23 protein-coding genes and 1 other RNA gene are annotated in these 23,983 nt (G+C 56.5%); 11 read left to right on the top strand and 13 right to left on the bottom strand.

Going from position 1 to position 23,983, the window contains the following annotated elements; genetic code table 11:
• Window positions 1-76 precede the first annotated feature (76 nt).
• Window positions 77-2,068: a transketolase gene (gene tkt, locus CMQ96_RS11825; protein WP_098066865.1), complete on the top strand. Its 1,992-nt coding sequence runs from the start codon at window positions 77-79 to the stop codon at window positions 2,066-2,068.
• Between the two features lie 154 nt (window positions 2,069-2,222).
• Here tkt and CMQ96_RS11820 read toward each other — a convergent pair whose 3' ends face one another.
• From CMQ96_RS11820 to CMQ96_RS11800, 5 genes are read right to left on the bottom strand one after another with little or no spacing between them, the layout of a single operon-like run.
• On the bottom strand, window positions 2,223-2,879 hold the full coding sequence (locus CMQ96_RS11820) for an ABC transporter ATP-binding protein (RefSeq protein ID WP_049090232.1): 657 nt from the start codon (window positions 2,877-2,879) through the stop codon (window positions 2,223-2,225).
• Complete coding sequence (locus CMQ96_RS11815) at window positions 2,873-3,550, bottom strand: ABC transporter ATP-binding protein (protein ID WP_098066864.1); 678 nt, start codon at window positions 3,548-3,550, stop codon at window positions 2,873-2,875. The genes CMQ96_RS11820 and CMQ96_RS11815 overlap by 7 nt, the downstream gene beginning before the upstream one ends.
• Window positions 3,538-4,245, bottom strand: coding sequence for an energy-coupling factor transporter transmembrane component T (locus CMQ96_RS11810; protein WP_004133554.1), 708 nt, complete (start codon window positions 4,243-4,245; stop codon window positions 3,538-3,540). The genes CMQ96_RS11815 and CMQ96_RS11810 overlap by 13 nt, the downstream gene beginning before the upstream one ends.
• Window positions 4,246-4,824 (bottom strand): ECF transporter S component, encoded by a 579-nt coding sequence (locus tag CMQ96_RS11805; RefSeq protein WP_004133556.1) that lies wholly within the window; start codon window positions 4,822-4,824, stop codon window positions 4,246-4,248. It abuts the gene before it with no gap.
• Window positions 4,825-4,848: 24 nt separating this feature from the next.
• Entirely contained in the window at window positions 4,849-5,274 is a 426-nt protein-coding gene (locus tag CMQ96_RS11800; protein ID WP_098066863.1) for a PPC domain-containing DNA-binding protein, read from the bottom strand.
• Between the two features lie 377 nt (window positions 5,275-5,651).
• Here CMQ96_RS11800 and epd point away from each other — a divergent pair, with 377 nt between their 5' ends.
• From epd to CMQ96_RS11765, 7 genes are all read left to right on the top strand, one after another.
• Complete coding sequence (gene epd / locus CMQ96_RS11795; protein WP_098066862.1) at window positions 5,652-6,671, top strand: erythrose-4-phosphate dehydrogenase; 1,020 nt, start codon at window positions 5,652-5,654, stop codon at window positions 6,669-6,671.
• Between the two features lie 51 nt (window positions 6,672-6,722).
• A complete protein-coding gene (pgk, locus tag CMQ96_RS11790) occupies window positions 6,723-7,886 on the top strand; it encodes a phosphoglycerate kinase (protein WP_004125049.1) in 1,164 nt (387 codons plus the stop codon).
• A gap of 97 nt (window positions 7,887-7,983) precedes the next feature.
• The gene (fbaA, locus tag CMQ96_RS11785; RefSeq protein WP_004125043.1) at window positions 7,984-9,063 is read left to right on the top strand and encodes a class II fructose-bisphosphate aldolase; all 1,080 of its coding nucleotides are present in this window, start codon (window positions 7,984-7,986) and stop codon (window positions 9,061-9,063) included.
• Window positions 9,064-9,251: 188 nt separating this feature from the next.
• Window positions 9,252-10,109: a small-conductance mechanosensitive channel MscS gene (locus tag CMQ96_RS11780; protein ID WP_024358637.1), complete on the top strand. Its 858-nt coding sequence runs from the start codon at window positions 9,252-9,254 to the stop codon at window positions 10,107-10,109.
• Window positions 10,110-10,258: 149 nt separating this feature from the next.
• A complete protein-coding gene (gene argO / locus CMQ96_RS11775) occupies window positions 10,259-10,894 on the top strand; it encodes an arginine exporter ArgO (RefSeq protein WP_064343195.1) in 636 nt (211 codons plus the stop codon).
• Window positions 10,895-10,984: 90 nt separating this feature from the next.
• A complete protein-coding gene (locus tag CMQ96_RS11770; RefSeq protein WP_004133562.1) occupies window positions 10,985-11,752 on the top strand; it encodes an oxidative stress defense protein in 768 nt (255 codons plus the stop codon).
• A gap of 121 nt (window positions 11,753-11,873) precedes the next feature.
• On the top strand, window positions 11,874-12,770 hold the full coding sequence (locus tag CMQ96_RS11765) for a LysR family transcriptional regulator (protein WP_004133564.1): 897 nt from the start codon (window positions 11,874-11,876) through the stop codon (window positions 12,768-12,770).
• On the opposite strand, the gene CMQ96_RS11760 is transcribed toward CMQ96_RS11765, so the two are convergent.
• The 5 genes from CMQ96_RS11760 to argP form a co-directional block, all read right to left on the bottom strand.
• On the bottom strand, window positions 12,767-14,233 hold the full coding sequence (locus CMQ96_RS11760) for an acetyl-CoA hydrolase/transferase family protein (RefSeq protein WP_075210875.1): 1,467 nt from the start codon (window positions 14,231-14,233) through the stop codon (window positions 12,767-12,769). The genes CMQ96_RS11765 and CMQ96_RS11760 overlap by 4 nt on opposite strands.
• Window positions 14,234-14,257: 24 nt before the next feature.
• Window positions 14,258-15,043, bottom strand: a complete 786-nt coding sequence (scpB, locus tag CMQ96_RS11755; protein WP_004133567.1) for a methylmalonyl-CoA decarboxylase — start codon at window positions 15,041-15,043, stop codon at window positions 14,258-14,260.
• Between the two features lie 10 nt (window positions 15,044-15,053).
• Entirely contained in the window at window positions 15,054-16,049 is a 996-nt protein-coding gene (meaB, locus tag CMQ96_RS11750; protein ID WP_064343194.1) for a methylmalonyl Co-A mutase-associated GTPase MeaB, read from the bottom strand.
• Complete coding sequence (gene scpA / locus CMQ96_RS11745) at window positions 16,042-18,186, bottom strand: methylmalonyl-CoA mutase (RefSeq protein WP_004133570.1); 2,145 nt, start codon at window positions 18,184-18,186, stop codon at window positions 16,042-16,044. Before scpA ends, meaB begins: the two co-directional genes overlap by 8 nt.
• A gap of 198 nt (window positions 18,187-18,384) precedes the next feature.
• A complete protein-coding gene (gene argP / locus CMQ96_RS11740; protein ID WP_004105608.1) occupies window positions 18,385-19,278 on the bottom strand; it encodes a DNA-binding transcriptional regulator ArgP in 894 nt (297 codons plus the stop codon).
• A 169-nt stretch (window positions 19,279-19,447) separates the two neighbouring features.
• On the opposite strand from argP, the gene rpiA reads away from it, so the two are divergent.
• Entirely contained in the window at window positions 19,448-20,107 is a 660-nt protein-coding gene (gene rpiA / locus CMQ96_RS11735) for a ribose-5-phosphate isomerase RpiA (RefSeq protein WP_004125006.1), read from the top strand.
• A 269-nt stretch (window positions 20,108-20,376) separates the two neighbouring features.
• Entirely contained in the window at window positions 20,377-21,609 is a 1,233-nt protein-coding gene (gene serA / locus CMQ96_RS11730; RefSeq protein ID WP_004133574.1) for a phosphoglycerate dehydrogenase, read from the top strand.
• Between the two features lie 376 nt (window positions 21,610-21,985).
• Here the strand turns inward: serA and CMQ96_RS11725 are convergent, their stop codons facing one another.
• The 3 genes from CMQ96_RS11725 to zapA form a co-directional block, all read right to left on the bottom strand.
• The gene (locus CMQ96_RS11725) at window positions 21,986-22,582 is read right to left on the bottom strand and encodes a 5-formyltetrahydrofolate cyclo-ligase (RefSeq protein WP_098066861.1); all 597 of its coding nucleotides are present in this window, start codon (window positions 22,580-22,582) and stop codon (window positions 21,986-21,988) included.
• A gap of 102 nt (window positions 22,583-22,684) precedes the next feature.
• Window positions 22,685-22,868, bottom strand: a non-coding RNA gene (gene ssrS / locus CMQ96_RS11720) — 6S RNA.
• A 41-nt stretch (window positions 22,869-22,909) separates the two neighbouring features.
• Window positions 22,910-23,239: a cell division protein ZapA gene (gene zapA, locus CMQ96_RS11715; RefSeq protein ID WP_004105598.1), complete on the bottom strand. Its 330-nt coding sequence runs from the start codon at window positions 23,237-23,239 to the stop codon at window positions 22,910-22,912.
• A gap of 165 nt (window positions 23,240-23,404) precedes the next feature.
• Here zapA and CMQ96_RS11710 point away from each other — a divergent pair, with 165 nt between their 5' ends.
• Window positions 23,405-23,983: a YecA family protein gene (locus tag CMQ96_RS11710; protein ID WP_004133578.1), complete on the top strand. Its 579-nt coding sequence runs from the start codon at window positions 23,405-23,407 to the stop codon at window positions 23,981-23,983.

Genomic DNA, 23,983 nt, shown 5'->3' with positions numbered 1-23,983 from the left:
TTTTCCGGCGTAGCCCAAAACGCGCTGTCGTCAAGTCGTTGCGGGCATGGCCTTCATTATCCGATCTGGAGTCAAAATGTCCTCACGTAAAGAGCTTGCTAACGCTATTCGTGCGCTGAGCATGGACGCAGTACAGAAAGCCAAATCCGGCCACCCGGGTGCCCCGATGGGTATGGCTGACATTGCCGAAGTCCTGTGGCGTGATTTCCTGAATCATAACCCGCAGAACCCGTCCTGGGCCGACCGCGACCGCTTCGTGCTGTCCAACGGTCACGGCTCCATGCTGATTTACAGCCTGCTGCACCTCACCGGTTATGATCTGCCGATTGAAGAGCTGAAGAACTTCCGTCAACTGCACTCTAAAACGCCGGGTCACCCGGAAGTCGGCTACACCGCGGGCGTGGAAACCACCACCGGCCCGCTGGGTCAGGGTATTGCGAATGCGGTCGGTATGGCCATTGCGGAGAAAACTCTGGCGGCGCAGTTCAACCGTCCGGGCCACGACATTGTTGACCACTTCACCTACGCGTTCATGGGCGACGGCTGCATGATGGAAGGTATCTCCCACGAGGTATGCTCCCTGGCCGGTACCCTGAAGCTGGGCAAGCTTGTTGCGTTCTATGACGACAACGGCATCTCCATCGACGGTCATGTAGAAGGCTGGTTCACCGATGACACCGCGAAGCGCTTTGAAGCCTACGGCTGGCACGTGGTGCGCGGCGTTGACGGCCATGATGCTGACTCGATTAAACGCGCGGTAGAAGAAGCGCGTGCGGTCACCGACAAACCGTCCCTGCTGATGTGCAAAACCATTATCGGTTTCGGTTCGCCGAACAAAGCCGGTACCCACGACTCCCACGGCGCGCCGCTGGGCGACGCGGAAATCGCGCTGACCCGCGAAGCGCTCGGCTGGAAACATCCGGCGTTTGAAATCCCGTCTGAAATCTATGCCCAGTGGGATGCCAAAGAAGCCGGCCAGGCGAAAGAGTCTGCGTGGAACGAGAAATTTGCCGCCTACGCCAAAGCCTTCCCGCAGGAAGCCGCTGAGTTTACTCGTCGTATGAAAGGCGACATGCCGGCTGACTTCGACGCGAAAGCGAACGAGTTCATCGCTAAGCTGCAGGCTAACCCGGCGAAAATCGCCAGCCGTAAAGCGTCCCAGAACGCCATTGAAGCCTTCGGCCCGCTGCTGCCGGAATTCCTCGGCGGCTCCGCTGACCTGGCGCCAAGTAACCTGACCCTGTGGTCCGGTTCTAAAGCGATCAACGAAGACACTGCCGGTAACTACATTCACTACGGCGTGCGCGAATTCGGTATGACCGCGATTGCCAACGGTATCGCCCTGCACGGCGGTTTCCTGCCGTATACCTCCACCTTCCTGATGTTCGTCGAGTACGCGCGTAACGCGGTACGTATGGCGGCGCTGATGAAACAGCGTCAGGTGATGGTCTACACCCACGACTCCATCGGTCTGGGCGAAGACGGCCCGACTCACCAGCCGGTAGAGCAGGTGGCTTCCCTGCGCGTCACCCCGAACATGTCCACATGGCGTCCGTGCGACCAGGTGGAATCCGCCATCGCATGGAAATACGGCGTAGAGCGTCAGGACGGTCCGACCGCGCTGATTCTGTCCCGTCAGAACCTGGCGCAGCAGGAGCGTACCGAAGAGCAGCTGGCGAACGTTGCCCGCGGCGGCTACGTGCTGAAGGATTGTGCCGGTCAGCCGGAACTGATCTTCATCGCCACCGGCTCTGAAGTTGAGCTGGCGGTCGCCGCTTACGAAAAACTGACTGCCGAAGGCGTGAAGGCGCGCGTGGTTTCCATGCCGTCCACCGACGCGTTCGACAAGCAGGATGCCGCTTACCGTGAAGCCGTGCTGCCGAAAGCCGTCTCTGCGCGCGTGGCTATCGAAGCGGGTATCGCTGACTACTGGTTCAAATATGTGGGCCTGAACGGCGCGATCGTCGGCATGACCACCTTCGGTGAGTCTGCGCCGGCGGAGCTGCTGTTTGAAGAGTTTGGCTTCACCGTGGACAACGTGATCGCGAAAGCGAAAGCGCTGCTGTAGTCCTTTCACTCTTCCGGCGCGGTAAAGCCGCGCCTTGTCCGAGCTACGGGGCCAGTGCGGTCGGGTAGCCCGGGCAGGTGCGCAGCACCGCCTCCGGGTAAAGACTTTAGTTGTCACCGTAAAAAACGGGTCGCTCAGGCGGCCCGTTTCTTTTTCAGGAAATACTCAGTAGCCTTCCCTTTTCCAGGCGCACCATGCGGGAAAAGTTGCGCTGTATAAAAGCCGGGTCATGGCTGATAGCCACTACGCTGGTCCCCCTTTTGCGGCAAACCGCAAGCCACTCCTCAAATATCGTCAGCCAGTGCTGGTCAAAATCGCGGCTGGGTTCGTCGAGCAGCAGAACTGCTGGCGCCATCGCTTCCAGACAGGCGACGGCCACCATGCGGCGCTGGGCGGTATGCAAATCCAGCGGATGCGCATCGGCGACGTCCTCTAACTGGCAAAGCTGCAGCGCTGCCGCGGTGCGTTGCGCAACCTCTGCGGCAGACCGTTTCTGTAGCCGCAGCCCGAAGGCGACTTCTTCAGCCACCTTGCTGTGAAAGATTTGATTTTCAGCTTCCTGAAACAGGACGCCGAGCATACCGGCGCGATGGCGATTTTTATAATGCGCCATCGGCTTATCCAGCAAATTGACGGTACCGGACGTGGCGGGTAGCAGTCCGGCCATCACCCGCAGCAGGGTGGATTTCCCCGCGCCGTTATCGCCGGTGAGCGCCAGCCATTCGTTTTCACCGAGGTTTAGCGAGATGTTTTGCAAACAGTCTGCCGCCGCGCCGGGCCAGCGATAAGTCACCTGATTCAACGTCAGCATAGCGGGGAAAGCGCTCCATCATGCAGTCGCCATCCCTGCTGACACCAGGCAAGAAAAGGCGAGGGAGTTCGTTCAAAAAGGATAATCAAGGAACGCTGCGCCTGCGCCCAGTGCCGCAAGCGCTCCAGAAGCATGGCGCTAGCCTGCGCCGTCAAACGGCTAAACGCTTCATCCAGTATCAATATCCTGGGCTGCATGGCAAGCGCGCTGGCAATGACTACCCGCTGGGTTTCTCCGCCGGAGAGAGTGGCCGGGTGGCGATGACGTAACGCCTGGCATGCCGTCAGCGTCAGCGCTTCATCAATACGACGCATAATCTCGTCTTCGCTGAGGCAGAGATTTTCAGGACCAAAAGCGACCTCTTCTTCGACGCTGAATGTACAGCCGGAAAGCTGGAGATAGGGGGATTGTTGAACCAGCTGGACGGTGCTCGCCTGTTCGACGAGCGACAACTGTCCGATAGGGTTCCCGAGTAACGTTCCTTTACCTTCAATTTCTCCGGGGAGGAAATCCGGATACCAGCCCGCCATCAACTGCGCAAGCGTACTTTTTCCGCTGCCGTTATCGCCAAAAATCGCCACCATACCGGGCTCGGCGTAGTGAAAATCGAAGCAGGTAGGTGGGCGCGTGGCATGGGTTGGAAGATAGCGAAACTGTTCTAATGTAACCATATCCAGACTCCGGTCTCGGTGACTATCAGCGCCACCATGGCGTAGCGTGCCCAACGCTGTAAGGTGCTGTCCGGTGGTGCCCACAGCGTGGTGCGTGTCCGATGCAGGCGAAATCCTCGCATATCCAACGCCGCACCGCGTACGGCTAAATCGTTGAGCGCATTATGGGTAAGCGGCACAATCAATGCAGGCATCGCGCGTAAACGATGATACCAGGCCTCATCCAGCGGGACGCCCCGTGCGCACTGGGCCTCATGAATAATCGCCAGCTGGCGTTTGAGCTGCTCGACAACCAGCAACGGGCCGGCAAACAGATAGGCGAGACCCGGCGGCAAGCGGGAGGCAAACAGGGCGCGCATAAACCGCGAAACCGGCACGTAGTGCATCCACAGCTGCGATGTTGATACGATGGCCAGGATCCGCAGCCAGAGCGTGACGGCATTGGCCCAACGTTCAGGTTCACGCGCTTGTCCAGCGATCCATTCGCTCAACCAGCCGCCGTGCACCAGCCACAGGCCTAACCCTAAAGGGATCATCAGCCAGAGTACGTATTTTGCCCGTGGTCGCGTGGCCTTGATTCCCAGTAAACAGATGAAAGTCAGCGCGCTGTAAAGGCTTAAGGGCGCACCCGCGGGTAGCAGGAGCGTGGAGCAGGCGGCGAGCGCCCACAGGCTTAATGAGGTAAAGGGATGCATTTAGCGTACAGCAGACATGGTTGGGAAATGGCGCGTTGTGCGTAGCGGAAGCTGGCGCAACAGGACCCAGACGATGGCCGCCGTCAGGATTTTATCGACCAGGTTCGCGCCCAGCACGGTGATCGCGACGGACTCCACCAGATTCTGGCCGACCGAGTGCATCCAGGCGACAAAGAGATCGGCACCGCTGCCGGTGACGCCGCCAAACAACGTAGTGCGAATAGGCACGGCGACAAGCGTGACGGCGAGAGTAATGATGACACCGCTGGCCACCACTTTCGGTAAGGTGCGAAACCATCCCGCCCGCGCCAGCCATCCAGCCACCAGCCCGATAACCATCGCCACCGGAGCGAAGGCGGCGGCGATAGGATCGGTCAATAACCCCCACAGCAGGTTAGTGAGTAGGCCAGTCAGCATTCCGACCACCGGGCCTAACAGCACCGCGCTGATTAAGGTGCCAATAGAGTCGAGAAAAATCGGTAATTTCAGCATGCTGATCAGCTGACCGCCGACCATATTGATGGCGATAGCAATGACAATCAGGACCAGAGACTGGCTGGAAAATTGGCGACGCGCCATAGAAGACCTCGTTTAAGTGAAACGTTAGCGGGATGAAATGACCAATTCGTCATAGCCGGACACCGCACACGGCTGACGGCTAAACGCCACGGAGGTCAGTTCGCCGATCACCAGCTCAAGGGTGGTGCGGACGGTACAGCCGGGCATCATATGGCCGCCGAGCATGGCGCCTTGCGGATCGGATAGGGATAAATGGAGATGTTCTCCGGCTAATTCCAGCGTGCCATTCAGAGAAATCACCTCATATATTCCGTTCAATAAGGCGGTTTGATCCTGACCGGCAAAGCGTAACGCTACGTTGCTTAGGCTGCCGGTGCAGCCAGCTATCCAGCCGGCCTGAATATGGTGTTGCTGCACAAACGCGTGCAGGCGGGAAAAAACCTCCTCGCCCGGAAGTAAGCGAAGCGCATAGTAACGTGCCGCAGAGGGCTGAATGTGGGGAATTGTCATGATTTTAGAGGGACTCCGAAACTCGGACGTAACGGTAATAATATCGCCGCTCTTCAGTATAGTTTCTGATATAAATCAGTATTAGCGGTCCGGCAACGAAAAGATATTGCTACGCTTATTCGTCATTCTGGAATATGGAATAAATTCCCCAGCAGATAGCGTGAAAGTGTGATGTAAGTCAGATAAATGCTTTCTCCAGCTGGACAATCATTCCTTTTATTCCTTGTTTGGCTTATTCTAGCTGAAGCGTTTCAGTCGTCTAAATGTTCGACAATTAATCAATCAGTCGCAGTTTGCGACAGGTAAGGTTTCCCTTAGAGCGTTGCTGCATTACTCTGTCAGCCACCTCTTATCATGGACAGCCTTGCAGGAGACCTATGACCATACGCATTGCGATTAATGGCTTCGGTCGCATCGGGCGTAACGTGGTTCGTGCTTTGTATGAATCCGGGCGTCGTGCGGAAATTACCGTGGTGGCAATCAATGAACTGGCGGATGCTGCCGGCATCGCGCATTTATTGAAATATGACACCAGCCATGGGCGCTTTGCCTGGGATGTGCGTCAGGAGAGAGAGCAGCTGTTTGTTGGCGATGATGCCATCCGTCTGCTGCATGAACCTTCCCTTGAGGCGTTGCCCTGGCGGGAACTGGCGGTTGATGTGGTACTTGACTGTACCGGCGTTTACGGCAGCCGCGAACATGGCGAAGCCCATCTTCAGGCCGGCGCCAGGAAAGTGCTTTTTTCACATCCTGGCGGCGGCGATCTCGACGCGACGATCGTTTTTGGCGTAAACCATGACGAATTAAGAACCGAGCACCGTATCGTCTCCAACGCCTCCTGCACCACCAACTGCATTATTCCGGTCATTAAGCTGTTAGATGATGCCTATGGCATTGAGTCGGGTACGGTAACGACGATCCACTCATCAATGAACGATCAGCAGGTCATTGATTCCTGGCATCCGGATTTACGCCGGACGCGAGCGGCCAGCCAGTCGATCATCCCGGTTGATACTAAGCTTGCTGCGGGGATCACGCGTATTTTCCCTCAGTTTAACGATCGTTTTGAAGCGATTGCGGTCCGGGTACCGACGATTAATGTGACGGCAATCGACCTTAGCGTCACGGTGAAAAAACCGGTAAAAGCAAGTGAAGTCAACCAGTTGCTGCAAAAAGCAGCGCAGGGTGTATTTCATGGTATAGTTGACTATACGGAATTGCCGTTAGTCTCGATAGATTTCAACCACGATCCCCATAGCGCCATCGTCGATGGCACGCAAACGCGGGTAAGTGGCGCGCATTTGATCAAAACGCTGGTCTGGTGCGATAACGAATGGGGCTTTGCTAACCGGATGCTCGACACCACGTTAGCGATGGCCGCACAAGGTTTCAGGTAAGGCGCGCAGGCGCCTGCAAAACTTTATCAAGAATCAACGAGAGGATTCACCATGTCTGTAATTAAGATGACCGATCTGGATCTGGCTGGTAAACGCGTTTTTATCCGTGCGGATCTGAACGTACCGGTTAAAGAAGGGAAAGTAACCAGCGACGCGCGTATCCGCGCTTCTCTGCCGACCATCGAACTGGCCCTGAAGCAGGGTGCGAAAGTGATGGTCACTTCCCACCTGGGTCGTCCTACCGAAGGCGAGTACAACGAAGAATTCTCTCTGCTGCCGGTTGTTAACTACCTGAAAGACAAACTGTCTAACCCGGTACGTCTGGTTAAAGATTACCTGGACGGCGTAGAAGTCGCTGCCGGTGAGCTGGTGGTTCTGGAAAACGTTCGCTTTAACAAAGGCGAGAAGAAAGACGACGAAGCGCTGTCGAAAAAATACGCTGCGCTGTGCGATGTATTCGTCATGGACGCGTTCGGTACCGCTCACCGCGCGCAGGCTTCTACTCACGGTATCGGCAAATTCGCTGACGTCGCTTGCGCAGGTCCGCTGCTGGCCGCTGAGCTGGACGCCCTGGGTAAAGCGCTGAAAGAACCGGCCCGTCCGATGGTCGCTATCGTGGGCGGTTCTAAAGTTTCCACTAAGCTGACCGTTCTGGATTCCCTGTCTAAAATCGCTGACCAGCTGATCGTTGGCGGCGGCATCGCCAACACCTTCGTTGCCGCTCAGGGCCACAACGTGGGTAAATCCCTGTACGAAGCCGATCTGGTTGACGAAGCGAAACGTCTGCTGACGACCTGCGATATCCCGGTTCCGACTGACGTTCGCGTGGCAACCGAGTTCTCTGAAACCGCAACCGCGACCCTGAAATCTGTTAACGACATCAAAGATGAAGAGCAGATTCTGGACCTGGGCGATGCTTCCGCAGAGAAACTGGCTGAAATCCTGAAAAATGCGAAAACCATCCTGTGGAACGGCCCGGTCGGCGTGTTCGAATTCCCGAACTTCCGCAAAGGGACTGAAATCGTGGCTAACGCCATCGCAGACAGCGAAGCGTTCTCTATCGCCGGCGGCGGCGACACTCTGGCAGCAATCGACCTGTTCGGCATTGCTGACAAAATCTCCTACATCTCCACCGGCGGCGGCGCATTCCTCGAATTCGTGGAAGGTAAAGTTCTGCCGGCAGTAGCTATGCTCGAAGAGCGCGCTAAGCAGTAATTCAGTTCAGGCGGGGAGACCCGCCTGTTTTTCAGCGCGCGTAAAAGCTCGCGAACCTTCTTCAACGGTCGAAGATACAGATACAGGACTACGTAACATGTCTAAAATTTTTGATTTCGTAAAACCGGGCGTCATCACTGGCGACGACGTTCAGAAAGTGTTCCAGGTCGCTAAAGAAAACCAATTTGCTCTGCCAGCGGTAAACTGCGTGGGTACTGATTCCATCAACGCCGTTCTGGAAGCAGCTGCAAAAGTTCGTTCTCCGGTTATCGTTCAGTTCTCTAACGGCGGCGCTGCGTTCATCGCGGGTAAAGGCGTGAAAACTGACGTTCCTCAGGGCGCAGCCATCCTGGGCGCTATCTCTGGCGCGCATCACGTTCATCAGATGGCTGAGCACTACGGTGTTCCGGTTATCCTGCACACCGACCACTGCGCGAAGAAACTGCTGCCGTGGATCGATGGTCTGCTGGACGCCGGTGAAAAACACTTCGCTGCAACCGGCAAACCGCTGTTCTCTTCTCACATGATCGACCTGTCTGAAGAGTCCCTGCACGAAAACATCGAGATCTGTTCTAAGTACCTGGCGCGTATGGCCAAAATGGACATGACTCTGGAAATCGAACTGGGCTGCACCGGCGGCGAAGAAGACGGCGTGGACAACAGCCACATGGACGCTTCTGCGCTGTACACCCAGCCGGAAGACGTTGATTACGCGTACACCGAGCTGAGCAAAATCAGCCCGCGTTTCACCATCGCCGCTTCCTTCGGTAACGTACACGGCGTTTACAAGCCGGGCAACGTAGTACTGACCCCGACTATCCTGCGCGACTCTCAGGAATACGTTTCTAAGAAACACAACCTGCCGCACAACAGCCTGAACTTCGTATTCCACGGTGGTTCCGGTTCTTCCGCTCAGGAAATCAAAGACTCCGTAAGCTACGGCGTGATCAAAATGAACATCGATACCGATACCCAATGGGCAACCTGGGACGGTATCCTGCAGTACTACAAAACTAACGAAGCTTACCTGCAGGGCCAGCTGGGCAACCCGAAAGGCGAAGACCAGCCGAACAAGAAATACTACGATCCGCGCGTATGGCTGCGCGCTGCACAGACTTCCATGGTGACGCGTCTGGAGCAGGCATTTAAAGAGCTGAACGCGATCGACGTTCTGTAAGAAAATTTCGTTTCTTACCCGGAAGCCCGCAGAAATGCGGGCTTTTTTATTATCTGAACAATATGAAATGTTGCTAAATAAATGTGATCAATTTGGCAAAACGCACTGTTATTGTTTACCCTTAACCAGGCTGACATTACAGGTTTGGTTTTTTTATTTCCCGTCCGGGTATCCATAAGGAAAGTTGAATGGAAGATTTGAACGTTGTCGATAGCATAAATAACGCCGGTTCATGGCTGGTGCGCAATCAGGCATTACTGCTGAGCTATGCCGTCAACATCGTCGCGGCTCTCGCGATTATTATTGTCGGTTTGATCGTGGCGCGCATTGTTTCCAATACTGTGAATCGCCTGATGCGGGCGCGGCATATTGATGCCACCGTTGCCGATTTTCTTTCTGCGCTGGTGCGCTATGCCGTTATTGCTTTTACGCTGATAGCCGCTCTGGGCCGCGTGGGCGTGCAAACCGCCTCGGTCATTGCCGTCCTCGGCGCCGCGGGTTTAGCCGTTGGTCTGGCGCTGCAGGGCTCGCTGTCTAACCTTGCCGCTGGCGTTCTGCTGGTGGTCTTCCGCCCGTTCCGCGCCGGTGAATACGTTGACCTTGGCGGCATCGCGGGAACCGTGCTGAATGTGCAGATATTCTCCACGACCCTGCGCAGCGCGGATGGCAAAATCGTGGTGGTGCCGAACGGCAAAATCATCGCCGGGAATATCATCAACTTCTCCCGCGAGCCGGTGCGCCGCAACGAGTTTATCATCGGCGTGGCCTACGATGCTGATATCGATAAAGTGAAGCAGCTGCTCACCAATATTATCGAATCGGATGAACGTATCCTCAAAGATCGTGAAATGACCGTGCGTCTGAATGAACTGGGCGCGTCATCGGTGAACTACGTGGTACGCGTATGGAGTAAAAGCAGCGATCTGCAAAGCGTTTACTGGGATGTTCTGGAGCGCATTAAGCGCGACTTTGACGCCAACGGCATCGGCTTCCCGTATCCGCAGATGGATGTGCATGTGATTCGTCCGCAGGAAAAAGCAGAGTAGTTTCCCCTCTAAAAGGCCGGTACGCCCGGCCTTTTATTCGAATCTGATCATTAGATTGGCTTATTAATGATTAATATTTTAAATTTCCTCTAATGTTATTTGCGAGCTATATTCCCCGGCATTGACTCTTTCAGTGGAAATCACTCCCCATGTTATCTTATTACTTTCAGGGCCTTGCTCTGGGAGCGGCCATGATTTTGCCGCTTGGCCCGCAAAACGCCTTTGTGATGAATCAGGGCATTCGCCGTCAGTACCATCTGATGATCGCGCTGCTGTGCGCCATCAGCGATCTGCTGCTGATCTGCGCCGGGATTTTTGGCGGCAGCGCGCTGCTGATGCAGTCGCCGTGGCTGCTGGCGCTGGTGACCTGGGGCGGCGTCGTTTTTTTATTGTGGTACGGTTTTGGCGCGCTGAAAACGGCTTTTAGCAGCAATCTGGAGCTGGCCAGCGCGGAAGTGATGAAGCAGGGGCGCTGGAAAATTATCGTCACCATGCTGGCGGTGACCTGGCTGAATCCCCACGTCTATCTGGATACGTTTGTGGTTCTTGGTAGTCTCGGCGGCCAGCTGGCGATGGAGCCAAAGCGCTGGTTTGCGTTAGGCACCATCAGCGCGTCGTTCTTATGGTTCTTTGGCCTGGCCCTGCTGGCCGCCTGGCTGGCCCCGCGCCTGCGTACGGCGAAGGCGCAGCGAATAATTAACGTGCTGGTGGGTCTGGTGATGTGGATCATTGCTCTGCAACTGGCGAAAGATGGCCTGGCCCACGTGCAGGCGCTGCTTAACTAAGCCTTGTCCGATGGACTTTCTCCGCGTAAGCGCTAAGCTTGCTGGCATGCGTCTGTGTATAGACGACCAATGTAATATGGAGAAACGACAGTGAAGTTAAAAGTCATGGCCCTGGCGGCGGCACTCGGATTTAGCGCAATGGCAGCTCAGGCAAATGAGTTGCCGAACGGCCCACATATTGTCACTTCAGGTACCGCCAGCGTTGCGGCGGTTCCTGATATCGCTACGCTGGCGATTGAAGTTAACGTCTCCGCGAAAGACGCGGCATCCGCTAAAAAACAGGCCGATGAGCGCGTGGCCCAGTATCTCTCCTTCCTGGAGAAGAGCGGTATTGCGAAGAAAGACATTAACTCTGCCAACCTGCGTACCCAGCCTGATTACGACTATCAGAACGGCAAAAGCATTCTTAAGGGCTACCGCGCGGTGCGTAGCGTTGAAGTGACGCTGCGCCAGCTGGATAAGCTCAACGGTCTGTTAGATGGCGCGCTTAAAGCCGGTCTGAATGAGATCCGTTCCGTCTCACTGGGCGTGGCGCAGCCGGACGCTTATAAAGATAAAGCGCGTAAAGCGGCGATTGATGATGCCATTCACCAGGCTCAGGAGCTGGCTACCGGCTTCCACGGCAAACTGGGGCCCGTCTATAGCGTTCGCTATCATGTCTCCAACTACCAGCCAAGCCCGATGGTGCGGATGATGAAAGCCGATGCGGCGCCGGTTTCTGCCCAGGAAACCTACGAGCAGGCGACCATTCAGTTTGATGACCAGGTGGACGTGGTGTTTGAGCTGCAGTCGACCCAGCCTGCGCCAGCAGCTGCGGAGCCGGCGAAACCCGCCGAACAACCCAAAGCGGCGCAGTAATCCTATCGCCCGGCCTTCGCGCCGGGCTTTTTTCTGTGACTATCTGTAAAAGTGAGAGCGCGACACAAGTCTTTTCCCTGAATGAGGTAAGGATATATCCCTGTTCTACTATGAGGTGAGCATGGATATCTTTATTTCGAAAAAGATGCGCAATTTCATTTTGTTGGCGCAGACTAACAACATCGCCAGAGCGGCGGAAAAAATTCATATGACCGCGTCTCCCTTCGGCAAAAGCATTGCTGCGCTCGAGGATCGAATAGGCTATACGCTATTTACCCGCAAAGATAACAGCATCAGCCTCAATAAAGCGGGGCAGGAGCTCTATCAGAAGCTGTTTCCCATTTATCAGCGCTTATCGGCCATCGATAACGAAATTCACTTTTCCGCGCGCCGCTCGCGCAACGTTGTTATCGGCATCGATAATACCTATCCGACGATTATTTTCGATCAGCTCATCAGCCTGGGCGATAAATACGATGGGGTGACCACCCAGGCCGTGGAGTTCAGCGAGAACGGGGTGATTGATAATCTGTTCGACCGTCAGCTCGATTTTATTATCTCGCCGCAGCACGTTTCGGCCCGCGTGCAGGAGCTGGAAAATTTGACCATTAGCGAACTCGCGCCGCTGCGGCTTGGGTTTCTGGTTTCCCGCCGTTATGAAGATAGGCCGCCGCAGGAACTTTTACGTGAGCTGCCCTGGCTGCAGATGCGCTTCCAGAACCGGGCCAATTTTGAGGCGATGCTGGACGCGTATATGCGCCCCAGCGGGATCAACCCGACGATTATCTATCGTCCCTACAGCTTTATGGCCAAAATTAGCGCCGTAGAGCGGGGGCAGTTTTTGACGGTTATTCCCTACTTCGCCTGGCGTCTGGTCAACCCGGCGAAGCTGAAGTACTTCGATGCGCCCGGCAGCGCGATGTATATGCAGGAGTATCTCTATTCGCTGAAAAACCATCGCTATACCGCCACGATGCTTCAGCACATTACGGAAGATCGCGACGGTACGGAGGGCTAGCCGAGCATGGAGCCGTGCTCAAGCAGATTACGATGCAGGTCGAACGCGTGGGTGAGGTCGTGATGAATATGCCCGCCGGGCGCGTTATCCAGGTAGCGGTGTAAATAGTCCCGATAGAGCGGGTGCGCGCAGTTATCAATGATGACGCGGGCGCGTTGCAGCGGCGATAGCCCGCGCAGGTCGGCGATCCCCTGCTCGGTCACGATCACCTTCACGCTGTGCTCGCTGTGATCGACGTGGCTGCACATCGGCACGATGGTGGAGATTTTCCCCTCTTTGGCGATGGAGGGGGCCATAAAGATGGAGAGCCAGGCGTTGCGCTCAAAATCGCCGCTGCCGCCGATACCGTTCATCAGATTCACCCCGGCCACGTGGGTGGAATTGGCGTGGCCGTAGATATCAAACTCCAGCCCCACGTTGAGGGCGATAACCCCGAGGCGGCGGATAATTTCTGGATTATTGGAGATCTCCTGCGGGCGCAGGACAATACGGCTGGCGAAGAAATCCATATTGTCGTAAATCTTGCGCAAAGCATCGGCGGATACCGTCAGGCTGGAGGCGCTGACGCCGGTAATTTTCCCGCTTTCCAGCAGATGGACCACCGACTCCTGCAATACCTCCGAATACATCATAAAAGCGGGAATATCCGGATTCTCACCCAGCCGCGCCATGACCGCGTTATTGATATTGCCCACGCCGCTTTGCAGCGGCAGAAATTCAGGCGGGATGCGCCCGCGAGCCATCTCATCCAGCAGAAAGGTGACCACGTTATCGGCGATTTGCTGGCACACGGGATTGATTTTATCAAGCGCGTTGCCGGCGTCGGGCAGTTCGGTCTCCACGACCGCGACAATCTTTTGCGGATCGATTTGCACGTACCGGCTGCCCACGCGATCCATGGTATGAAAGATGGCGATGCTGTTGCGCCGCGGCGGCGCGCCGGGGATCATGATATCAGCCAGCTCGGCGACGCGCGGATTGTGGTAGTGATTCAGCTCGATGATCACTTTCTTCGCCCGCAGCAGCCAGGTTGGGGCGTTGCCGATGCCGCTGGTGAGCCAGACCCGTCCATCCGGCGCGAGCGCCGAGGCTTCGATCACCGCGACATCAATCTCGCCAAAGAAGCCGTAGTTGACCATTTGCGCCACTTCGCTCAGGTGCAGGTCGACAAAATTCACCTTCCCCTGGTTGATTTTTTGCCGCAGGCCGGAGGCGGTCTGATACGGCGCGCGCCACGAGACGGCATCGGCCGCCGAGAGCGCATCATCGGCGGCAGCGCTGATGGAGGCGCCGGTCAGCAGGCGGATCTGGAATGGCTGCTGCGCCTGATGTAATTCACCGGCGCGGCGAGCGATGGCCGCGGGCAGCGCTTTAGGCGAACCGGCGGGCGTGAACCCGCTGAACGCCACCATCTGGTCATGCTGGATAATCTCCGCCGCTTCATCGGCGCTCATCCGTTTCATTTTGCACTCCTTAACCCGGCGTGATTAATGGCCGACGAACTCAGGTTTACGTTTTTCCATAAACGCGCTCATGCCTTCCTGATAATCCTCGCTGTCGTAGACGGCGCGGCGCATCCCCTGAATACGTTCGAACTCATCGGAATTCATGGTGTGCGCTTCGCCAAGCACGCGCAGCTCTTCCTTAATGACCGCAATCGCCAGCGGCGCCTTCTCGGAGATGTGGTGCGCCATCTGTAAGGTAAAATCCTCCAGTTCGTCGGCGTCCACCACATGATTGAGAATACCGACCGCCAGCGCGCGCTGGGCGGTAATCGGCAGGGCGGTGAAAATCAGCTCTTTGACGATGTGAAAACCGGCGTCGCGGGTCAGGTTGTGAATGCCGACCAGATTGTAGGGCACGCCGAGATTCACCGGCGTCATGGAGAAAGTGGACGTGCTGGCGGCGATGATCAGATCGGAACTCATGATCATCTCAAACGCGCCGCCCCAGACGCTTCCTTCGACCATGGAGATCACCGGTTTCGGATATTTTTGGATCATGCGGGTGATCTGACGCAGCGGATCGTCATAGGAGAGCGGATCGCGGCGCCCACCGGGCAGTTCATGGATATCATGGCCGGCGGAGAAGACTTTTGCGCCCCCGGGCGCGCGTAAAATAACGCAGCGTATTTCCGGCCGGTTGAGGTCGCTCAGCGCCTGCATCAGATCGTCGATGAACACCTTGCTTAAGGCGTTGAGCTTGCGGCTATAGTTGAACTCAATGACCGCAACCTTCCGGATAATTTCGACATTAACATATTGATAAGACATAAATATCCTTTTACGCAAAGTAATGATTCTGAAGGAATTCGCTAATCTGCCGCAGGCCGGTGCGCGGCGAGAGGCCGTTGTTTTTCACCGCCTGTAGCGTTTGCTGGAAGTAGCGCTCGAAGTCGGTTCGGGCAAACAGCAGGTGCAGCGCCTCGGTTTCGGTCTGCTTTTGCAGCCACTCCAGCGCCTGGCGCTGGCGCAGTTTTTCAAGATCGCCGCTGTCAGTCAGGGTTGTTTTGAAATCCAGAACAGCGAGCCAGATGGCTTCGATGCCGCGCCGCTCCAGCGCGCTACAGCTCAAAACGCGCGGCTGCCACGCGGCGTGCTTGCGGCGCAGAATATGCAGGGCGGATTCATACATATGCCGGGTGATGGCGACGCTGGCGCGGTTCTCGCCATCATCCTTATTGATGACGACGATATCCGCCATCTCCATGATCCCTTTCTTGATGCCCTGCAGATCGTCACCGCCGCCGGCGATCTGCAGCGAGATAAAGCAGTCCACCAGGCGGGATACCTCCGTTTCCGACTGGCCGACGCCGACGGTTTCGACAATCACCACGTCGTAGCCCGCCGCTTCGCACAGCAGTATCAGCTCCCGCGCGCGCAGGCTGGTGCCGCCGAGATGGCCGCTGGAGGGCACCGGGCGGATAAAGGCCGAATCCGATCGCGCCAGGTCGATCATGCGCGTTTTGTCGCCAAGGATGCTGCCGCCGCTGACCGGGCTGCTCGGATCGACCGCGATCACCGCAACCCGCAGGCCATGGCGAATCAGCAGCATGCCGAAGGCTTCCAGAAAGGTACTCTTTCCGGCTCCCGGCGTGCCGGTGACGCCGAGGCGCAGGGCGTTGCCGGTGAAGGGCATAATCGCATCCAGCAGCTGGGCGCTCAGCGCCTGGTGGCGAGGATGCTGACTCTCTACCAGCGTCATGGCCTGGGCGAGCGTGGCCCGCTCGCCCAAACGTAATCGTCGGATGGCGTCGGTCAGGGTGGATGGGTTAATCATGATGCTGGCTAATCCTCGTCAGGACGTCGCGCACGCTCTCCAGCATCGGTGTGCCGGGGCCGTAAATGGCGGCCACGCCGCGCGCCTGCAGAAAGGCGTAATCCTGCGGCGGGATGACGCCGCCGGCGATGACGCAGATATCTTCCCGCCCCCATTTTTTCAGCGCGGCGACCAGCTCGGGGATCAGGGTTTTGTGGCCTGCCGCCAGCGATGAGGCGCCAACCACGTGCACGTCGTTTTCTATCGCCAGACGAGCAATCTCTTCCGGCGTGGAAAACATCGGGCTCAGGTCAACGTCGAAGCCGAGATCGGAATAGGCGCTGGCGATCACCTTGGCGCCGCGATCGTGGCCATCCTGGCCCATTTTGGCGATCAGAATGCGCGGGCGGCGGCCGTTATCCATCAGGAACCGTTCGGTTTGCGCAACGATGGCGTCAAATTCGCCGGCGGCTGTGTCCGACTGATGGTAGCTTTGCGCAATCACGCCGGTGACGCACTGGCTGGGTACCAGATAGCGGTCAAACGCCGCCTCCAGCGCGTCGGAGATTTCCCCCAGGGTGGCGCGAACGCGAGCGGCGTTGATCGCGGCGGCCAGCAGATTTTCATGATGCTGCGCGGCGTGGGTGAGGGCGTTCAGCGCGGCTTTTACCGTCACATCGTCACGCTGAGCGCGGATTTTTTCCAGCGAGGCGATCTGCTCGTTGCGCACCTTGACGTTGTCGATCTCCAGCACCGCCGTTTCATCCTCTTTTTCCAGCTTGTACTTATTAACGCCGACGATGACGCGCTTGCCCTGATCGATCAGCGACTGTTCACGGGCGGAGGCCTCTTCGATCATCCGTTTCGGCAGCCCGGCCTCGATCGCCTTAGCCATTCCGCCCGCCTCGGCGATCTGTTGAATAATGGCCCGCGCCTGCTTGACGATTTGATCGGTCAGCGACTCCACATAATACGATCCGGCCAGCGGATCCACGGTGCGGCAGATCTCCGACTCCTCCTGAATGATGATCTGCGTATTACGCGCGATGCGGGCGGAAAAGTCGGTGGGCAGGCCGAGCGCCTCGTCAAAGGCGTTGGTGTGCAGCGACTGGGTGCCGCCAAGCGTGGCGCCGAGGGCTTCGATGGTGGTACGGATCACGTTGTTATACGGATCCTGCTCGGTGAGGCTCCAGCCGGAGGTCTGGCAGTGGGTGCGCAGGGCTAAGGATTTCGGATTGGTGGCGCCGAAGCCGCTCACCGCTTCGCTCCACAGGTAGCGTGCGGCGCGCAGCATCGCAACGTTCATAAACAGATCCATGCCGATGCCGAAGAAAAACGACAGGCGCGGAGCGAAGTCGTCAATTTTCAGCCCGGCGCAGAGCGCGGCCTTGATATATTCGATACCGTCCGCCAGCGTAAAGGCGACCTGCTGCACGCAGTTAGCCCCCGCCTCACCCATGTGGTAGCCGCTGATGCTGATGGTGTTAAAGCGCGGCATGTAGTCCGAACACCAGGCAATGATGTCGGCGATAATGCGCATGGAGGGCTTCGGCGGATAAATGTAGGTGTTACGGCACAGGTACTCTTTCAGAATATCGTTCTGGATTGTCCCGGTGAGCTGCTCCGACGCAACCCCTTGTTCTTCCGCCGCGACGATATAAAACGCCATCACCGGTAGCACCGCACCGTTCATGGTCATCGACACGGACATCTTATCCAGCGGGATCCGATCGAACAGAATTTTCATATCTTCGACGGTATCGATCGCCACGCCCGCTTTACCGACGTCGCCCGCCACGCGCGGGTTATCGGAGTCATAGCCCCGATGGGTCGCGAGGTCGAAGGCGACGGAAAGCCCTTTCTGCCCGGCGGCGAGGTTGCGGCGATAGAAGGCGTTGGACTCTTTGGCGGTAGAGAAACCGGCGTACTGGCGGATGGTCCACGGCTGTGCGGTGTACATGGTGGCGCGCGGGCCGCGAACGTAAGGCGGCAGGCCGGGCAGGGTGCCGGTCACTTCCAGATTATCAAGATCGGCTTCGGTATACAGCGGCTTAACGGCAATGCCCTCTGCCGTCTGTTTGACCAGGTCGTCGACGGTTTTTTCTCGCCGGCTAAGCTCTTTGTTGGCGAGCGTTTGCCACTCCTGCAACTCAGACATGTTGTGCTCCGTATTCGCAATAAAATGGGGTATTGCGAATACGGTGAGCTTTTTCATCGGCCCTGTCGCCAGCAAAAAACAGCCATCGATGCGTCGTTTTTTGCCGGATAGAATGTTTTATTTTGTGATGTATTTCAAAGATATGAGAAGAGGATAGTGGGTCACACGGGCCGGATGACTCCGGCCTGCTTGCGGGGGTTAATCTTGCCTCAACACCTTGTGGCCGTAATCGATCAGCGCATCGGTCACCCGGCGCATCATGCGGCTTTCCGGCGCAAAACGGTGCCAGTAGAGCATCCGGCGCTGGAACAGGCCCGGCGTGAGGTTGATAAGCTCGCCGCTGTTCAGCTCTCTTTCAATTTGCAGATGCGGGATCATACAGCAGGTCGTTCCCTGGCGGGCCAGCTGCACGAAGGCTTCAGACGAGTTGACGATATGGCAGGGCACGCTGCCCGGCGGCAAATCGAAGTTCTGCTGCAAAAAGGCCTGATGCATATCATCGAGATGATCGAATGCCACCACCGGCGCTTTCAACAGCGCCGAGCGGGTCACCCCATTAGGGAAATAGCGTTGGGCAAACTCCTTCGAGGCGACGAACAGATAGTCGAGGGCGCCGAGCTGATCGACCAGGCAGCTTGGCAATGCCTGCGGCTGGATACTGACCGCGCCGACCACTTCACCGCGGCGCAGGCGTTCCTGAGTCCGGGTCTCGTCTTCCACCTGCAGGTTCAGGCGAATCGGGGAGTCGGAAAGCACGCTTGAGAGCGCGGGCAGCAGCCAGGTGGCCAGACTGTCGGCGTTGACCGCCAGCGATAGCAGCAGCGGCGTGGAGCCGGTTTGCTCATCGCCCAGCCACTCCTCTTCCAGCAGCTCAACCTGACGCAGCAGGGCCAGCAGCTTTTGCCCCTGTTCGGTGGGACGCGGCGGTACGGTTCGCACCAGCAGCGGCTGTCCAAACATGTTTTCCAGCTGTTTGATGCGCTGAGAGACGGCGGACTGCGTAATACAAAGCTTCTGCGCGGCGCGCTCAAACCCTCGTTCCCTGATTACCGCGTCCAGCGCCTGTAGTGTTCTGTAGTCCGGTCGTTTCATTGCTCTGGCGTGCCCCCTAATACTTTTCGTTAACTCGCACTATGACATAAATTTGTTTTTGATGAAGATGAAAAATTGGCGACTGCGTTGTGTGATCGCCGTCGCAGGGACAATGGCACCCCGGATGTTCTATAATGCGCCACAGGAATTCACATCTCGGACCATAATCATGACGCAAGATGAACTGAAAAAAGCAGTAGGCTGGGCGGCATTGCAGTATGTACAACCGGGCACCATCGTTGGGGTCGGCACGGGCTCGACGGCGGCGCACTTTATTGATGCGCTGGGTACCATGAAAGGGCAGATTGAAGGAGCGGTTTCCAGCTCCGACGCCTCTACTGAAAAACTGAAAAGCCTCGGTATTACGGTTTTTGATCTGAACAGCGTTGACCGTCTTGGTATTTATGTGGACGGCGCTGATGAAATCAACGGCCATATGCAGATGATCAAGGGCGGCGGCGCCGCGCTGACGCGCGAGAAAATTATCGCCTCGGTCGCCGATAAATTTATCTGCATCGCCGATGCTTCCAAGCAGGTGGATATTTTAGGTAAATTCCCGCTGCCGGTAGAGGTGATTCCGATGGCGCGCAGCGCCGTAGCGCGTCAGCTGGTTAAGCTGGGCGGCCGTCCGGAGTATCGTCAGGGCGTCGTGACCGATAACGGTAACGTGATCCTCGATGTGTTTGGTCTGGAAATTCTGGACGCTATTGCGCTGGAAAATACCATTAACGGTATTCCGGGCGTCGTGACCGTCGGCCTGTTTGCGAATCGCGGTGCGGACGTCGCGCTGATTGGTACCGCTGATGGTGTAAAAACTATCACTAAATAGTCTGATCCGAGGGAGCGAATCGCTCCCTCGCAAATATTTTTTCTCCAGGCCTATTTTGGTGACTTCTGTCACATTTATGCGCCTTGTCTCAGTAACAATCTACCTTTCTTTTACTTTCTGGTGTTTTGTCCTGCTATTTCCCGCTGATTGATATTTCTTCAGGATGCCGACGCAAACGTTCATATTGCCGCAATAGTTTTTTTTGATATGTTGCTGAGAAGAACTTTCGTTCCGCACGACATCAGTTAAGACAAAAACAGGACGGGGAAATGGCTAAGGTATCACTGGAAAAAGACAAGATTAAATTTCTGCTGGTTGAAGGTGTGCACCAAAAAGCGGTGGACAGCCTCCGCGCAGCGGGCTACACCAATATCGAATTTCATAAAGGCGCGCTGGATAGCGAAGAGCTGAAAGCGTCCATCCGTGATGCCCATTTCATCGGCCTGCGTTCCCGTACTCATCTGACGGAAGAGATCTTCGCGGCGGCGGAGAAGCTGGTCGCGGTCGGCTGCTTCTGTATCGGCACCAACCAGGTTGATTTAAACGCGGCGGCAAAACGCGGTATCCCGGTGTTTAACGCCCCGTTCTCCAATACCCGTTCCGTTGCTGAACTGGTAATCGGCGAGCTGCTGCTTATGCTGCGCGGCGTACCGGCGGCAAACGCTAAAGCGCACCGCGGCGTATGGAACAAGCTGGCGGTCGGCAGCTTTGAAGCGCGCGGTAAAAAGCTGGGTATCATCGGCTATGGTCATATCGGCACGCAGCTGGGGATTCTGGCTGAATCGCTGGGGATGCACGTCTATTTCTACGATATTGAAAGCAAGCTACCGTTAGGTAACGCCACTCAGGTTCAGCATCTTTCTGATTTGTTGAACATGAGCGATGTGGTGAGTCTGCACGTGCCGGAAAACGCCTCGACGAAGAACATGATCGGCGCGGAAGAGCTGGCGCTGATGAAGCCCGGCGCTCTGCTGATCAACGCCTCTCGCGGCACCGTGGTGGATATCCCGGCGCTGTGCGATGCGCTGGCGAGCAAACACCTGGCGGGCGCGGCGATCGACGTATTCCCGACCGAGCCGGCCACCAACAGCGATCCGTTCAACTCTCCGCTGTGCGAGTTCGACAACGTTATCCTGACCCCGCACATTGGCGGCTCAACTCAGGAAGCGCAGGAGAACATCGGCCTGGAAGTGGCGGGCAAGCTGGCGAAATACTCGGATAACGGTTCAACGCTCTCCGCGGTTAACTTCCCGGAAGTGTCTCTGCCGCTGCACGGTGGGCGCCGTCTGCTGCATATCCATGAAAACCGTCCGGGCGTACTGACCGCGCTTAACCAGATTTTCGCGGCCCAGGGCATTAACATCGCGGCGCAGTATCTGCAGACCACTCCGCAGATGGGCTACGTGGTGATTGATATCGAAGCCGAAGAAGATGTGGCGCAGGCTGCGCTGCAGGCGATGAAGGCTATTCCTGGCACCATCCGCGCCCGTCTGCTGTTCTAACGCCTTTTTTACCAGCGGGCAGGTCATCGACCTGCCCCTTTTCTCCTGACAGACCCTTCAGCAATTTCCCGTCGCCCTCCAAACGCTTTGCGAGGCTGGCCGCAAACGGCGATTAAAACCGTCAGATGTCGTTATGCCTGAAAGAAAGGGATTTACGATAAAGACTCAGCGTGGGGCTGAAACGGGAAAGCCCCTACCGAAGCAGGGGCTTTAAAAAGGAAAGGGACGATGATGAGACTCTTCATCATGCTGCTTATCCTGTTAATCATCGCCTACCCAGCATATTAACAGAGAGGAAGCAGGAGGGAGGTTCGCCTCCCTCACCCTTTACCCGAATTTAGGTGAAAAAAACAGCAATGTCAATTGTTCGGACATTCTACCAGAGCCAGGTTTTTGACGGCGTGATGACCGCAGGCAGCGGGATATCCCACTGCTCCGTCGGCAGCGCGTCGACCTGCTGGCAATCATGGGCGTAGCCGACCGGCTGCAGGCGATGCTGCCACCAGTTTTGCAGCGTCCGGTCGTAAAATCCGCCGCCCATTCCCAGACGCTGTCCGGCGGCATCAAACGCGACCAGCGGCGTAACCAGTACATCCAGCTGGCTAAGCGGGAGAACATCGCGCACGTCGAGCTTTGGTTCGCGGATTTTCAGGCGATTCACCACCAGATCGCTGTTCGGGTGGTAGTGGAGAAACAGAAGATTGCCGGGGCTGAACGGATGCAGCACGGGGAGATACACCCGTTTGCCCGCCCGCCAGAGCTGATCAATCAGCGGCCGCGTATCCAGCTCGCCATCAAACGACAGAAATACCGCGACCGTATGCGCGAGCAGAACCGGCGGGTACGCCATCATTCTGTCCGCCGCCAGGAGGGCGAACTGCGTTTGCTGCTCCGGCGTTAACGCGCGTCGGCGCAGGCGGATCTGCTGGCGAATTTGCTGTCTGGTACAGGGGGGATCTGACAGTAGAGTCATACCTGAGTCTCATCGGTAAGCAAACGATACAAACAGGCGTAGTTTAATACACGATGGCAAAAGCCGAAAATTAACTTAGAGGGGATGAAACGAAAAAGGAAGGGAATCTCCGAGATGCCGCCGCAGGCTGTAACCCTTGAACCCTTGGTTCAAGGTGAATGTGTCGTCACAGTTTTAAGGCTTCTCGGACGGACCGAGCATGCTCACCAACCGTGGAGCGCCACATTCTTGTGGTATGAAATATCGGCTCAGGGGACTGGCCCGCTTGCAAACATCTCAGAGAAATTTTGTTCTTGCGATTACTCTAACACAGTTAAATGCAAAGTGTTATTCAAACTTCTGCCCGGGTCTTTCGCTTATGCGACCTTGCTCAAGCAACGCTTGTTCGATGGTCTGCTGAAGCATCCGAATACGCTGCTCCATGCTGGCGGCGTAGTCGCGGGTTTTCGCTTTTTCCTGAGTCAACTCATAGCTGATGTTCAACGCGGCGATGAAGACCAGCTGCTCAGTATTTGTGACTCTAGTGCGTTCTTTTAAATCTTGCAACCGCTGATTCAGGTCGTCAGCTGCCTGGTTTAAGGCATCCCTTTGTTCAGGCGGGCAATTCACTCGTAGTGAACGGCCAAAAATTTGGAGATCTACGGGTTGTGCAGACATGCCACCTTCCTGCTGATTGACTGCGCGGCCTTCACGCCCTGGGAGGGTCTGCGAAGGGGCGACACTATAGCTACCCTGGTTTTAAGATACAAGCCCTATTCTGGTTCACCAGGGTCCAAAGTGGTAGCATATCATGAATATTCCTCCCAACGATGACGAATGCGCATGTCTATACAGAACGAAATGCCTGGCTACAACGCTGTAGACCAGTTACTGAACCAACAAGGGGTGGGATTAACCCCTGCCGAAATGCACGGTTTGATCAGCGGGATCCTGTGCGGCGGCAACAAAGACAGCAGCTGGCAGCCGTTGGTGCACGATCTGACCAACGAAGGTCTGGCCTTTGGTCACGAGCTGGCGCAGGCGCTGCGTAACATGCATTCCGCCACTAGCGATTCGCTGGAGGATGACGGTTTCTTATTCCAGCTCTACCTGCCGGATGGCGACGAGGTGAGCGTGTTCGATCGCGCCGATGCGCTGGCGGGTTGGGTAAACCATTTCCTGCTGGGGCTGGGCGTGACGCAGCCCAAGCTGGATAAAGTCAAAGACGAAACCGGCGAAGCTATCGACGACCTGCGCAATATTGCTCAGCTTGGGTATGACGAAGACGAGGATCAGGAAGAGCTCGAAATGTCTCTGGAGGAGATTATCGAATACGTACGCGTTGCCGCGCTACTGTGTCACGACACCTTCTCTCTTCAGAAACCCACTGCGCCGGAAGTGCAAAAGCCGACGCTACATTAA

It is taken from the genome of Klebsiella sp. MBT K-1, assembly GCF_002556465.1.
In the GTDB taxonomy this organism is placed as follows: Bacteria; Pseudomonadota; Gammaproteobacteria; order Enterobacterales; family Enterobacteriaceae; genus Klebsiella; species Klebsiella grimontii.
Note: the sequence above shows the minus strand (reverse complement) of the source record. Positions and strands in the feature narration are given on the sequence as shown.